At 35.6% G+C, this 12731-nt stretch carries 13 protein-coding genes; 3 read left to right on the forward strand and 10 right to left on the reverse strand.

Annotated features, from left to right (window positions below; genetic code table 11):
• Nucleotides 1–208: 208 nt before the first annotated feature.
• Both V5290_RS02760 and V5290_RS02765 read left to right on the forward strand, forming a co-directional pair.
• Nucleotides 209–538 (forward strand): hypothetical protein, encoded by a 330-nt coding sequence (locus V5290_RS02760; protein ID WP_333381611.1) that lies wholly within the window; start codon nt 209–211, stop codon nt 536–538.
• A 580-nt stretch (nt 539–1118) separates the two neighbouring features.
• Complete coding sequence (locus V5290_RS02765; RefSeq protein ID WP_333381613.1) at nt 1119–1424, forward strand: hypothetical protein; 306 nt, start codon at nt 1119–1121, stop codon at nt 1422–1424.
• Between the two features lie 103 nt (nt 1425–1527).
• On the opposite strand, the gene V5290_RS17515 is transcribed toward V5290_RS02765, so the two are convergent.
• The 9 genes from V5290_RS17515 to V5290_RS02805 all read right to left on the reverse strand — a co-directional run bounded on the left by V5290_RS17515 (nt 1528) and on the right by V5290_RS02805 (nt 10973).
• The gene (locus V5290_RS17515) at nt 1528–1857 is read right to left on the reverse strand and encodes a DUF202 domain-containing protein (RefSeq protein ID WP_416351594.1); all 330 of its coding nucleotides are present in this window, start codon (nt 1855–1857) and stop codon (nt 1528–1530) included.
• Nucleotides 1854–2222, reverse strand: coding sequence for a YidH family protein (locus V5290_RS02770; RefSeq protein ID WP_333381616.1), 369 nt, complete (start codon nt 2220–2222; stop codon nt 1854–1856). Before V5290_RS02770 ends, V5290_RS17515 begins: the two co-directional genes overlap by 4 nt.
• A gap of 143 nt (nt 2223–2365) precedes the next feature.
• Nucleotides 2366–2944 (reverse strand): HupE/UreJ family protein, encoded by a 579-nt coding sequence (locus V5290_RS02775; RefSeq protein ID WP_333381618.1) that lies wholly within the window; start codon nt 2942–2944, stop codon nt 2366–2368.
• Nucleotides 2945–3155: 211 nt separating this feature from the next.
• Complete coding sequence (locus V5290_RS02780) at nt 3156–5309, reverse strand: TonB-dependent siderophore receptor (protein WP_333381621.1); 2154 nt, start codon at nt 5307–5309, stop codon at nt 3156–3158.
• A 129-nt stretch (nt 5310–5438) separates the two neighbouring features.
• Nucleotides 5439–6308, reverse strand: a complete 870-nt coding sequence (locus V5290_RS02785) for an AraC family transcriptional regulator (protein ID WP_333381623.1) — start codon at nt 6306–6308, stop codon at nt 5439–5441.
• A gap of 227 nt (nt 6309–6535) precedes the next feature.
• Nucleotides 6536–7930, reverse strand: coding sequence for an APC family permease (locus V5290_RS02790; protein WP_333381625.1), 1395 nt, complete (start codon nt 7928–7930; stop codon nt 6536–6538).
• Between the two features lie 37 nt (nt 7931–7967).
• Entirely contained in the window at nt 7968–9263 is a 1296-nt protein-coding gene (locus tag V5290_RS02795; RefSeq protein WP_333381628.1) for an FAD-binding oxidoreductase, read from the reverse strand.
• A gap of 40 nt (nt 9264–9303) precedes the next feature.
• Nucleotides 9304–9720: a Rid family hydrolase gene (locus V5290_RS02800; protein ID WP_333381631.1), complete on the reverse strand. Its 417-nt coding sequence runs from the start codon at nt 9718–9720 to the stop codon at nt 9304–9306.
• 113 nt (nt 9721–9833) lie between these two features.
• On the reverse strand, nt 9834–10973 hold the full coding sequence (locus tag V5290_RS02805) for a tyramine oxidase subunit B (protein WP_333381634.1): 1140 nt from the start codon (nt 10971–10973) through the stop codon (nt 9834–9836).
• A 226-nt stretch (nt 10974–11199) separates the two neighbouring features.
• Here V5290_RS02805 and V5290_RS02810 point away from each other — a divergent pair, with 226 nt between their 5' ends.
• Nucleotides 11200–12033 carry an AraC family transcriptional regulator gene (locus V5290_RS02810; RefSeq protein ID WP_333381637.1) on the forward strand — a complete coding sequence of 278 codons (834 nt, stop codon included), beginning with the start codon at nt 11200–11202 and terminating at the stop codon, nt 12031–12033.
• A 172-nt stretch (nt 12034–12205) separates the two neighbouring features.
• On the opposite strand, the gene V5290_RS02815 is transcribed toward V5290_RS02810, so the two are convergent.
• A complete protein-coding gene (locus V5290_RS02815; protein WP_333381640.1) occupies nt 12206–12700 on the reverse strand; it encodes a tyrosine-protein phosphatase in 495 nt (164 codons plus the stop codon).
• Nucleotides 12701–12731 lie beyond the last annotated feature (31 nt).

A 12731-nucleotide genomic window follows, 5' to 3' on the forward strand; every position in this document is an offset into this window, starting at 1 on the left:
AGCTAATACCTTAAAGATTGACACTTTGTATGGGTGTAACAGGAGGAAACAGAAGAGCTAAAGAAGATGGTTTAACAGGAAAACAAAGAAATTAGCTATTTTTACAAACTCCATATTTTCTACAAACTTGCTCCATATTTGATCAGTATAGTTTAGTTATTGAAACAAACAGCAAGTTTAAAACGAAATAAAATATTTGGAGAATACAATGAAAAAAACACTATTAGTATTAACAACAGCCCTATTAGCAGCAAGTTTATCATTTAGTGCTTCAGCAAATTCAAGAGGACATGAACAGAACAGTCATCAGAATAACGGACAGAAAGTAACGATTGTAAAAAATGTAGTTAAACACAATAACAAACAACAAAATAAAAAAGAGATAAAAAAACAAAAAGTTGTAATAGTTAAACAAAGTAATCATGTTAAAAAATCACATCAAAAAGTGATTAAACAACAACCTTCAACCGGCTTTAGTATTTCTTTTGGTAATGGAGTAAATACATCTATTAACATAGCAAAAAATGTTCTTCGTTAAGTTAAACACCATAAATAATGATGCTTACTAATTAGATAAGATTGTCTGTGCTTAAAGCATGTTAGTGTATCGCTAACATGCTTTTTTTTATATGCTAATATGAATTGATTCAACAACACTAAATATAATCTCCCCCCTTAAGGCCCTCTAAATAAAAAGAAATTGAACAGTGAAAAATAAGTTACCGTAAATTTGAATATTTAACCGTTTCTAAAATTTTATTATCAAATCATCTAGAGCGACATTACGTGTTTTAAACTAAATACCGTATTTATAGTCTTACTGAGAACACAGTGATTTAAACTATAAATAGCTTATGCATTGTAAAGTGGCGAGTAAGAGAATTAATAACGACAACATTTAACTAAATAAGTATTTTTCAGCGATAATATTAGATATATGGTGAAATTTAGCTTTTAATAAATTTATAACCCCTAATGACTTACAACTAAACTGTTGAATTTAAATACATTTAAAATCGTTATTCAATCTCCATTATTTCTGCAAATTTACTACATAATTGCCTTTTATAGTTTAATCACTGAAATAAAGTCATTGTTGACTTGATGAGGAGATTAACATGAAAAATACATTATCATTATTAACTGCAGGTCTATTTACATTTAGTTTGGCATTCACTGCACCTGCCTATGCAAATAATCATCATGGAGCTTCTGCTCACCATAAACATAAAGTTAGCCATCAAAAGAATGTGCGTCAAATACAGAAAATCAAAAAAAGAAGAGCAATTAGAAATAGAGTTAAATATCACACAACAAGCCCAATTATTAAATTAGGGCTTCATCATGGTCCTGCTATTTCTTTATTCTTTTCACCAAATCATGGAAAGCATAAAAGAAGGCATCATAGACGTCACGGACATTAAAAATATCTTAACCATTGTTAATATTGCAATTAACATTATCTAAACTGCAAAAAACGTCTGAATTATTCGAACTTTTTTGTAGTTTCCTCATTATTTAATCGCACTAAGGTGTAAATATTTTAATAATTAAAAATCCTGCATAACTGAATGCGGTTAAACCGATGAAAAATGAAAAAGCCATTTTTAAGATGGATTCGTTGGTGGTGACAACGTTTTTTGAAGAGAAATTTTTAAATCGTCTAAGTTGAAAAACTAAACTGAACATAGTAAATAATATTAAAGTTAACCCCAGTAACTTAAAGAGTATTAAATCTATTTTTACACTTACAAATAAAAGTATAAAACAGATAATAATCAACAATAGATAAGTTCTAAACCAAGACATCAAGGTTCTTTCTGGCTGTAAACCATGATCAGACATGTCGGTATTCATAGAAATACAGCCAATATTACTACACCACTAAAGATAAATACGATACTACTGATGACTTTAATAAAACTGGTGTAACTTAGTGTTTTGTTGTGTCGCATAGATGATTCATTCGCTGCCCATCTTCGGTAAGCAAATATGGCTAAGAGTCCTGAACAAACACACAGAAAGACAGACAAAGCATAACGAATTTGTGGATTTGCAAGTTCAGGAGTCAATTGATCTAACCCTATAGCACCGGCTAATAATGCTAAAGCAGTTCTAATCCAAGCTAAATAAGTACGTTCATTAGCAAGTGAGAAACGATAATCAGGTGCTTCGCCCTGTTTACGCCAGTTACGTTTTATCTTTTTGGGTATTTTATTCATTAATTAACATTTTAAAGCGATTAAATAATGAATTAAATATAACGTATCCAATTAATTTAGAAAGGGAAATATGAAAAGAAATGAAAAAATAACGAGAAGATGAAACAGTACTTTAAATAAATTAAAGTACTGTTCTGTTTGCTTTACATTACCACTAAATGAAAACCAATCCCCGCGATACCAGCCCCTAAATACCTCAGTAACTGATCACCTTGTTTAATTCTTTGTAAAATAAGCGCAATAAATACACCTGCAAGATGAATGGTGGCAGTACCAACCACAAAACCAGCGGCATACATTTCAGGCTTAGCTAAGTACGGCATCTCAACGCCATGGGCAAAGCCGTGGAAAATAGCAAAAAAGCCAACAAATAGCATTGCGATAAAATGTGGTAATTTTTTCTCAGTTGTAATTGAGAGACCTAAAGCCAAAACTGAAATTGCAATACCAAGCTCAACAGAGAACATTTCGACACCTTTAATGCCTAAAATGCCACCAATTAACATCACAATAACAAACGTTACGGGTACTCTCCAAATTGATTTCCCACCCATTTGAGCACTCAAAATACCAACACTTAACATAGCGAGTAAATGATCTAGACCTAAAACAGGATGTGAAAACCCTGACATAAATCCACCACCACCGGGCATAACGTGTGCAAAAGCTAAGTTAGGGAGAGTTAATAATACGGCCAAAGTAGCCAATACTGATTTTTTCATTAAAATTCCTATTATTATTATAGTTAAGGTGTTGAAAATATTTATGATGGAATATTTTACTTTATTGAGGTTATCACAAGGTTAAAATAGTTTTTAAATGATAATTAATCTTAATTGCAATTACAATTACTAAACAAGTTACTCATTAATAAACATAAAAAAACCTCATAATAGCAAGCTACTATGAGGTTTAGAGTGTTAAATTTTAAAATTAAAGAGTAAAGTTTACGCCCAGTTCAATGGTTCTTTCATCGCCATACCAACAGTTTTGATCGTCATAACAAGAGAAATATTCCGCATCAAAAACGTTATTAGCAGACAAGTTAACATTCATACCTGTTAAAGATTTACTAAGGTTACCCATATCATAACCAATAGATAAATCTGCAATAGTGTAATCCGGTACTTTACCTTGAGTATTGGTTGCATCCATTTGCATTTCACCTACATAACGAATACCTGCACTTAAACGAGTACCACGTAAGTATTGGTCATCAAAGTAATAATTTGACCAAATATTTGCTGTATGTGTTGGAACATAGATAGGTGTTGTGCCCTCTAGACCATTTTCACTGTCTTTAGTGATTTCCATATCAATATAGGTATATGACGCAGAGACATCTAAATTATCAGTAATGAACCAATTACCTTCAAATTCCACACCTTGTGAACGAACTTCACCGACTTGTAACTGCCCTTGATAATCAGCAGAAGCAGGGTCAGAAACAACTACATTACTTTTGATTATTTGGAAAGCAGATACAGTTGCAGTTTTACTCAAGTCATCTGAATTATATTTGACCCCTACTTCAATCTGTTTACCTGTTTCAGCAACAAAAGCTTCACCAAAATCACTTTGTCCAGCAACAGGCTCAAAGCTAGTTGCATAGTTAATGAATGGTGATAATCCGTTATCAAATTCATATAGCGCGCCTAAACGATATGAAAACTCAGTTTCATCAGCTTCTGTCACTGAACCTGAGTAATCACTTTTACTTTTATAAGTATCTAAACGTCCACCAGCAATTAACACTACATTATTCAAACGTACCTGATCTTGGAAATATCCACCTAGTTGCTTAACTGATATTTCATCATTGTAAGTCGCTAAAGACGTTAATGCACTTCTGTCAATTAAATCGTTATCAGGGTTAAAGATATTAAAAGTACCAAACTGACTGGTTGTACCGTAATAATCATAAGCTGAATCACCTTTTAACTGGCGGTAATCGATGCCTAGCAATACATTATGTTTAATCCCGGCAATATTAATAACACCAGTTAATTGGTTATCGATGGCATAAGCTTCGGAACTTTCGTCAGTACTATAAATGTATCGGTCGAGATCCCCTGTTGTTTCATCATAGCTGGCATAGTGATAAGTATTTTCTTGGTATAAATCAGCTTTGGTGTAGCGTGCATTTTGTAAGAAAGTCCAATTTTCATTAAAGTCATGACTAAATTTATAACCAAGCATTAGTACTTCACGTTCAAAAGTGCTCCAATTATCATCACCTACAAAGGTACTTGCACTAGTGGTTCCATTAACGTTATTGAATACAGAGCCAGATGATGGAATAGCTGAATTCATTCCCATATCCGGATCATTTTGATAATACACGTTCAAGTTAAGTGAAGTTTTATCCGAGATATCCCATGTAATAGAAGGTGCTAACAAATAGCGCTCTTCATCCGTTGTATCAACCTGTCCATCTTTTTGACGGGCTAGAGCAATAAACCGATAAGAAACGTCGCTATCGCCTATCTGGCCAGTAGAATCAATAGATATTTGTTTTAGGTCACTTGTTCCAATTTTTAAACCAAGATTGGTTTTAGATTCAATTTGCGGTGCCTTAGCGATCATATTAACCATACCGCCGGGTGGCATAGATCCGTACAAAACTGAAGTAGGCCCTTTAAATACCTCAATCTGTTGCAACGCAATAGGATCTATTTGTGGCTGTAAATTCCAGCCATTTAACTGTTGAAGTATTAAACCATCATAATAACTTTGACTAGTAGAGAAACCACGAATAGTAAAAGTATCGTACATGGTTACTGCGCCGCCTTTAGTTTCTGTCACGACCCCTGGCGTATAACGTAACGCTTCATTCAATGACTGAGCACCACGCTCTTGTAATAGCTCTCCATCAATCACGTTAATCGCTTGAGGTGTTTCTTCAGGTGCTAAGGAAGTTTTGGTTGCAGTATTACGATAAGCTTTACCCATCACCGACATAGTTTCTAATTCTGTTGCATTATCATACTCCTGATCAGCAGCTAGGTGCGGGCTGAATAATGCGATTGCAATCACTGAAGCTAAGGTAGTTGGTTTGAAATACTTGGTTCCATTTGTAGTTGTCATGATAATCTGATTCTTCCATTTAAATTGATAATGATTATTATTTAGATAATATCAATTTATAAATGAAAAACTTAACAATTTGGTGCAAAGTGTATTTTATAATGAACTTTTTATTACTGTTATTTAAACTTACTTCTTTTGTAAGATAGGAAGCCAGTATTCAACTTCTAACCTAGATTTATCAATTTGCTTTTTATAAACCTCTAGTTCGTGACTCTCCCATAATTCATATTCAGAATTCGGTAGCCAAAAAAATACAAACCACTCGACAATTTTTGCAAACTTATGGGTTGGGCCTTCAAAAGAAACAACTGCATAATGTTGATTAGATAAATCAATACTAGTAGCGCTATCTATTGGTACTGGAGTTCCAGCAAGATAACTTAACTGCCCTTCTTGATCTGACTCATCAACACTGATCACACCAAAGTATCGATCAGTCATAATGTTTTTTGTATGAGATAATTCTTCAAATTTACGCCACGTATCAGGAACTGTTTGCATATAATCAGGTGATTCAGATGCAATTCCTTTAATTTTATTTTGCGCACCATAAATGGTCGTTTCTGGAAGGTGATCGATTCTGATTTGAACAAACAGAGAATTTAATTCAGACTCGGTAAAAGGACTTTTAATTAATGGTTTCTTTATACCCATCCGCAAACCACGTTTCTGATATTGCTTAGGGCTCATATTAAAATAAGATTTAAAAGCACGACTAAACGAAATTTCCGAACCAAAGCCAAGCATGTAAGCAATATCGATCATTCTATTATTGTTTAATAGAACAAGTTCAGCAGCTTTAGATAGCTTCTGCTGACGTACATAGTGAGCGACATTTTGTTGAGTATATTCTTGAAAGATACGTTGTAATTGCCAACGTGACCAACAGCTTTTACTGGCGAGATCTTCTAATGATAAAGGCAAATGCAATGAGTTTTCGATATATTCAAGTACCGACTCAATACGATTCAATGAATTGTTAGTTGATCCTTTCACGAGAAACCTAGCTTCCTTATAAACATCAATAGTATTAGCAATGAATTTAAAATATAAATACAAATAACTATCATTTAGTGATTGTTCACTATACAGACTAAGGTCAGCGGGGTTAAATAAAATTTTAATCTAGAAGGGTTACCTATGGTAATAACCAAAGGGTTTTATGAATGAAGTAATAGCTTTAGCCATCATCTTTATAATCAATAAGGGCTAAAGGGCTTTAATTAATCCATATCAGGCGCAAATAAATCACGTTTCATATAAAACTTAACCCATAATGCGCCTATGATACTAATAATACATAAAATAGTACCACTGATTGTAAATACAGTTTGGGTCATTTCAGGTGATGGCGAGTTATTAATAGCCACATAAACCATAGCAACAATACCTAGTATCTGTGGAATAGGAAAAAAAGGACTACGATACGGACGATTATGATTAGGCATACGTTTACGTAAAACCATCACATTGATGTGTGCAACAATATACGCTAACAACCAACTTGTAGTCGCAGCAATAACCAGCATGATCAGTGAATCAATACCTAATGATAAAAATGGAATAGATGTTAATACTGCAATCATCGTAATGGCAACCCACGGAGCTTTGAAACGATTTTTAATGTTCAACTGTGGAAATGCTTGTTTATTGTCAGCCATACCACTAAGCATTCTTGGTACCGATGCTAAAACAGTGTTAATTGTACTGCAGGTTGCCGCAATACCCATGATAGTCGCAATTAACAATCCACTCTGACCAAAAACTGCATTTGAGTAATCTAGATATGGAATTGGTGAGCCTGTTAATGTTTCAACATCTAAATACAAACTTGCACCATAGACAAAGGCTAAGAAAATAGTAAATATTAGAAATAATGAAGCGTGCATTGCTTTTGGGATATTTTTTTCCGGATCTTTAACATCATTGATCATAGGACAAATGTACTCTACACCGACCATTAACCACATAGCTAAGGCAACAAGTCCGATAAAGCTACCATCTAATACACCATCAAAACTCCAATCTACCAAAGTACCTGTTAATTGTGGATGAGGTTCAGCAATACCAGTAATAGAGAGTAATCCAATCAGTACTAGTGCAGTTACAAGCACAAAGGCTAATAAATTTTGAATTTTTGCAAAGATATCAGTTCCGATTAAATTAGTAACGCTTAACACAACTAAAATAATCAAAGGTACTATTTTTTCAGGCATTGCCCCAGGAAATAATTCACCCAACATGGCATCAATCAAAAACATTTCAACTGGAATCGCTAAAATAGCAACAACAACATAACCTGCAAAAACTGACACAATGGCAGGAAAGTGACCAATTGCTTTTTGAGTATAGGTAGCAAGTGTCCCTTCCTGTGGAAACATAAGTGATAATTCGGCAAAACTCATTGCATTAAATTGAGAGATAATTAGAGCAACAAACATCGCAGCTATAAAGGATGTACCTCCAATACCGATCCCTTGAGTTGCAGAGATCATTGCTCCTTGCACTATCACTAAACCAATACAAATACCCATCATGGTTGGCAAACCTAATTTGTTAGATTTAGGTTTATACTGCTTGGCTGTAAAAGCCGATGCAGAATGTGCTATATCATTCATATCTAAATTCCTTTTATAGTGTTAAATGTTGACCGGCTTAGAGACGACTAAAACGGTATGGGGTTGGATCAATAATTGGTGAAGTATTAGCAACGAGATCTGCCGCTAAATGTCCTGCAGCAGGCCCTGTCCCAAAACCATGACCAGAAAATCCTGTGGCAAGAGTTAAACCAGGAATACGACTGATATGATCAATAACAGGGTTTGAGTCAGGTGTAACATCTATAATCCCTGCCCATTCTTCATCAAGTTCAGCTTTTTCAAAGGCTGGCCACGCATTACGTAAGTTAGTTAATGCTTCCAAATTTAATGCAGAGTTGGGCGCTGGGTTAGCGATTCTAATTTGTTCGAAAGGAGATAGCTGATTTCCCTTCCAACGTCGTTTTATCCTTAGGTCATCAAAGAAGTGTTTACCCATCGAAACACGCAAAAATCTGCGTTGAGTTCGGAGTTGTTCTAAGTACTTCCAACCGATCGTTAAATGGTCTAATGTGATGTGGGCATCTAACGCACCACGTTGCGTAATAATAAAACCACCGTCTTGATGCTTCCTAAAGGAGAAATCTGGCCCCCCTACAGAAATATCAGTGGGACCTTGCATCTCTTTAGTACGCATTACTGAACAGACCAATGGTAAAGTAGGTAAAGACACGTCATGATGACCTAACAGTCTCCTTGACCAAGCACCACCAGCCAGTAGCATTTGTTCACATTTGATCTCTCCATGTTCAGTCATTACACCTGAAACTTGCCCGCCAGACGTGGTAATTTCCCGGACAGCACAATGTTCAATAATAGTCGCGCCCTTGGCAATAGCAGCTTTCGCCATTTTCGTAGTTGCTATTGCAGGTTCAGCACGACCATCTGAAGGGGTATAAATGCCACCTGCCCACTGTTGTTCTCCACCTGGTACTTGATTATTGACCTCATTGGCAGAAAGAAGACGAGAATCAAGATTTAGTTCTTTAACAGATTTAAGCCAGGCTTCATGCGTACCCATTTGTTCCTCAGTTTTCGCAAGAAACATAATACCGCACTGGTTATAACCAAGATCATGTCCGATTCGGTTAGGCATATCTGCCCATAATTTATCTGCAGCTAATGCCAAAGGCACATCATCAAAATGACGGCTAGTTTTCCGTATCCAACCTAAATTACGTGAAGACTGCTCTCCAGCAATATGCCCTTTTTCAATCAGTACAACCGGAACATTTCGTTCTGCTAAAGTTAAAGCAGCTGATACACCAACAATTCCGCCACCAATAATCACTACTTTAGTAGCCTCCGGCATCGCTTGTTGTGTGGTTAATCTTTCAAGTGTTTTTGTCATCATGACTCTCCTAGCAGTGACGAAGCGAAATTAAGATCTAAAATTAGATTGAAATTTGCTGTACTGTTGCATTACCAGCACCACGATAGGCTGTGACTTCAAGTTCAACTTTGTAAGCCTGTGAACCTAAAGGGGGATTAGTCACTGTTGTTGCAGGGTTTACTCCTTTAAATTTACTGCCAATATATTCCATCACTTGATGTGTATCTGCAGGGTTTTGAATAAACACACGCGACATAACAACATCTTGTAAACTTGCATCTACGGCCTTTAAGGCCTTTTCGATATTGCTAAATACTTGTTCTGTTTGCTCGATAAGGTCATCTGGAATAAGTTTAGTATCAGGGTTTCTTCCGGCTGTATTTGATACATATATCCAATTATCAACAACAACAAGTCGTGAATAACTGGCTACTTTTTCTAATGGTGATGCTGTATTTACTTTGATAATGTTAGTCATGATGTTACCTATTAATTTGAATAGTTTATTTACTCAGTTTTATACTGAGTAAATAATCATTAAATTTGATATAGACACTGAAAATAGTGCTGAATGTGATGATTAAGCTAGTGCTAGCGAAGTTCTGGTGTTTCCCAAAGGTTTAACGGCACACCAATTTTATTCGCTAATGCATTACGATAAATTTTAGTTGCCCACGCCACGTCTTCTACTGGTAAACCGCCTACTGATAAGATGATAATTTCTTCATCATTTTGACGGCCAGGAGCTTCTTCAGCAGTTATTTTCCCGAGATCTTCTAGTGAAGCAGCGTCTATGATTCCTTGCTCAACCATGTCTAAGAAGCGAACACCTATAATAGGGATATATTGGTGTGCAGGTTTTGGCACTTCACTAAACCACGCTTCATAAAGGCCAGGGTTATCTAATACCTTTCTAACATCTGTTTTCTCTAGTGCTTCATCTAACCGACAATAAGCGGGCATTGATAGGAATGCTCCAGGTTTCACCCATTCACGTTTTACTTCAGGGTAAGTTGATACGTCACCCGTTTCACCTGAGTTACAGTAAGTCACAATATCTGAATCACGGACAACATCTTCCAATGTATCTACAACTGATACGTTAGTGATTTGTGGGAATGTTTTACCAACCCATTCAATGAAATCGTTTAAGCTTTTCTGACCACGTCCTTTTATCTTGAGGGTATCAATATCAGGACAAACAGCCATAAATGCAGCAACAGATGTCTTACCCATCACGCCTGGGCCTAATAAACCAATAACTTTAGAGTCTTTACGCGCTAAATGACGAGCGCCAACACCAGGTACAGCACCAGTACGATAAGCCGATAATAGGTTTGCTGACATATAAGCCAATGGAGCACCAGTATGAACATCATTGAGAATAAACATTAAGATTGAGCGAGGAAGGCCTTTTTCTCTGTTCTCAATGTTAGAGCCGTACCATTTCACTCCACAGGTTTGGTAGTCTCCACCTAAATAAGCAGGCATTGCCATTAAACGACGATCAGCTGTATGTCGAGGCATAGTATCGAATTCAGGTTTTTCAGGGAAAGTGATCATGGCACCATGAGAATCATTATTTTCACCAGCCATTCGGTAGTCGCCCTTGTAAAGCAACTTAAACATATCTTCCATTGTATCGACACAACTCGGCATATCCGTAACGCCAGCTTTAATCATGTCTTGCTCAGATAAGTAAATAAAATCAATTCTCGTATTGTTGTCCATTTCAGTACCTATTATTGAAAGTGATAGATTGCTGAACATGCTTCAGTTCTGAAGCTTTCATTTCAGCAGTTGCAAACGATAGTAGAGAACTGTTTGGGGCGAGTATTGTATATTTACGACACAATTGAATATTTTTTAAAGCATATATCGTGCTATTTAACGAAGCATAATTTTGGCATCAAGCTTGCTGAGTAGTAATTATCTTATTAACAATTCTGAGCATGTTATGGCTAATTTACCCATTGTGAATCAACTGGCACATATCCATCATAAGCAACCTTGGTTAGTGATGAACGCAGAGCAAAAATTCTCGTTAGCAGGTGCGAATAATGAAACTATTTCTCACTTTTATACCTTTGAAGCAAGCGATAGTAGAGAAGCACCCTTTGCTATTCCGGATGGTTGCATTGATGTGCTATTTGATTGCAACAGTAGTCGCCCTAATGCAGAAGTCTTTGGCACGCCATTAGAAGCTATCAATATCGAATTAACAGCACATAATCGTTACTTTGGTATACGCTTTAAGTCAGGGGTAATGCCAGACTTTCTTAATGTCTCGGCGAGTGAATTAATTGATAACCACTACAATTTATTAGATCTAATTCCAAATGCAAATCAATTAGTTGAGGAGGTTTCAAACAGTAATAGTTTTCATCATCAAGTTGATCTTTTTAATCAATTTATGATTGAAAAATTGCAACGACAACATACTTGTACAACGACACAAATTATTCAAAATATTTGCCAAAACCAAGGCAATATAAAAATAAAGGATTTAGAGGATTTAACAGGTTATAGCATTAGAACTTTACAACGGAAATTTCAAAGTGATATGGGTATGTCGCCTAAAACTTACAGCCGTATTATTCGTTGTCAGTCTGCTGTTTACCAAATTAATCATGGCGAAAAAGTAACTTTCTCTGATCTTGCTTATGACTTAGGGTTTACTGACCAACCGCACTTCTTACGAGAATTTAAACGACTAGTAAAAGCCACTCCATTAAACTATCAACACCGAGTTAAACACGCATCTTATCTCAGTAAAATACAATATTTATGAGCAATAAAGGTGCATTGAGTGCATCTAAATAACGCATTTAGCAACATATTTAACAACACTAACTAGAATTGCTAACTACATGTTTGATTTATTATGAATAATCTTAAAATTTAAAAGCACCAAATATTAAGGTACTTTTAAATTATTTTATTTTCTTAAACTGTCTGCTCTATCAATTAGCGTGTTGAGTAAAATACTCAAGTTGTACCGGGTGTAAAAGTGCTTTAGGTCTAATTGATTGAACTGTTTTTATTATTTCTTTAGCAGGCCAATCCAACGCTAATAAAATTAATCCTATGACCAACCCCGTTCTGCCTGAGCCACCCTTGCAGTGCACAGCAATAGTCCCTTTATTATTAATCAGCTTGATAATGTCCGATTTATGTTTCGCCCACTGGCTTTCAAAGTCTGTTCCAGGTGCTGCATCGTCTAAAATAGGTAATTGAACCCATTGAATGCCTAATCTATCACATGCAGCTGGTAATTCATCGACTGCATTTTTTTGCATTTCTTGATCAAACATCAGGGTAATCAACATAGCCGTTTTTTCATCTTTCAAGGTTGTTAATGCATCATCAACGTTTGTGCCTTTTGTACCTGGGCAAGGTGTAAAAATGAGTTGAGCACCATTGTCTAAAGGTAAAATATCATAAGGGTGTACGGGCATAATATGTTCCATTAATTATTGTGTGTTGTAG

Origin of the sequence: Psychromonas arctica (assembly GCF_036697365.1) — a bacterium.
Classification (GTDB): domain Bacteria; phylum Pseudomonadota; class Gammaproteobacteria; order Enterobacterales; family Psychromonadaceae; genus Psychromonas; species Psychromonas arctica_A.

What these genes read in the sequence shown, in the direction of transcription:
- V5290_RS02815 (WP_333381640.1), bottom strand. Translation starts at nt 12,700, where the DNA reads ATGCCCGTACACCCTTATGATATTTTACCTTTAGACAATGGTGCTCAA.
- V5290_RS02805 (WP_333381634.1), bottom strand. Translation starts at nt 10,973, where the DNA reads ATGGACAACAATACGAGAATTGATTTTATTTACTTATCTGAGCAAGAC.
- V5290_RS02795 (WP_333381628.1), bottom strand. Translation starts at nt 9,263, where the DNA reads ATGATGACAAAAACACTTGAAAGATTAACCACACAACAAGCGATGCCG.
- V5290_RS02780 (WP_333381621.1), bottom strand. Translation starts at nt 5,309, where the DNA reads ATGACAACTACAAATGGAACCAAGTATTTCAAACCAACTACCTTAGCT.
- V5290_RS17515 (WP_416351594.1), bottom strand. Translation starts at nt 1,857, where the DNA reads ATGAATACCGACATGTCTGATCATGGTTTACAGCCAGAAAGAACCTTG.
- V5290_RS02775 (WP_333381618.1), bottom strand. Translation starts at nt 2,944, where the DNA reads ATGAAAAAATCAGTATTGGCTACTTTGGCCGTATTATTAACTCTCCCT.
- V5290_RS02760 (WP_333381611.1), top strand. Translation starts at nt 209, where the DNA reads ATGAAAAAAACACTATTAGTATTAACAACAGCCCTATTAGCAGCAAGT.
- V5290_RS02810 (WP_333381637.1), top strand. Translation starts at nt 11,200, where the DNA reads ATGGCTAATTTACCCATTGTGAATCAACTGGCACATATCCATCATAAG.
- V5290_RS02765 (WP_333381613.1), top strand. Translation starts at nt 1,119, where the DNA reads ATGAAAAATACATTATCATTATTAACTGCAGGTCTATTTACATTTAGT.
- V5290_RS02800 (WP_333381631.1), bottom strand. Translation starts at nt 9,720, where the DNA reads ATGACTAACATTATCAAAGTAAATACAGCATCACCATTAGAAAAAGTA.
- V5290_RS02770 (WP_333381616.1), bottom strand. Translation starts at nt 2,222, where the DNA reads ATGAATAAAATACCCAAAAAGATAAAACGTAACTGGCGTAAACAGGGC.
- V5290_RS02790 (WP_333381625.1), bottom strand. Translation starts at nt 7,930, where the DNA reads ATGAATGATATAGCACATTCTGCATCGGCTTTTACAGCCAAGCAGTAT.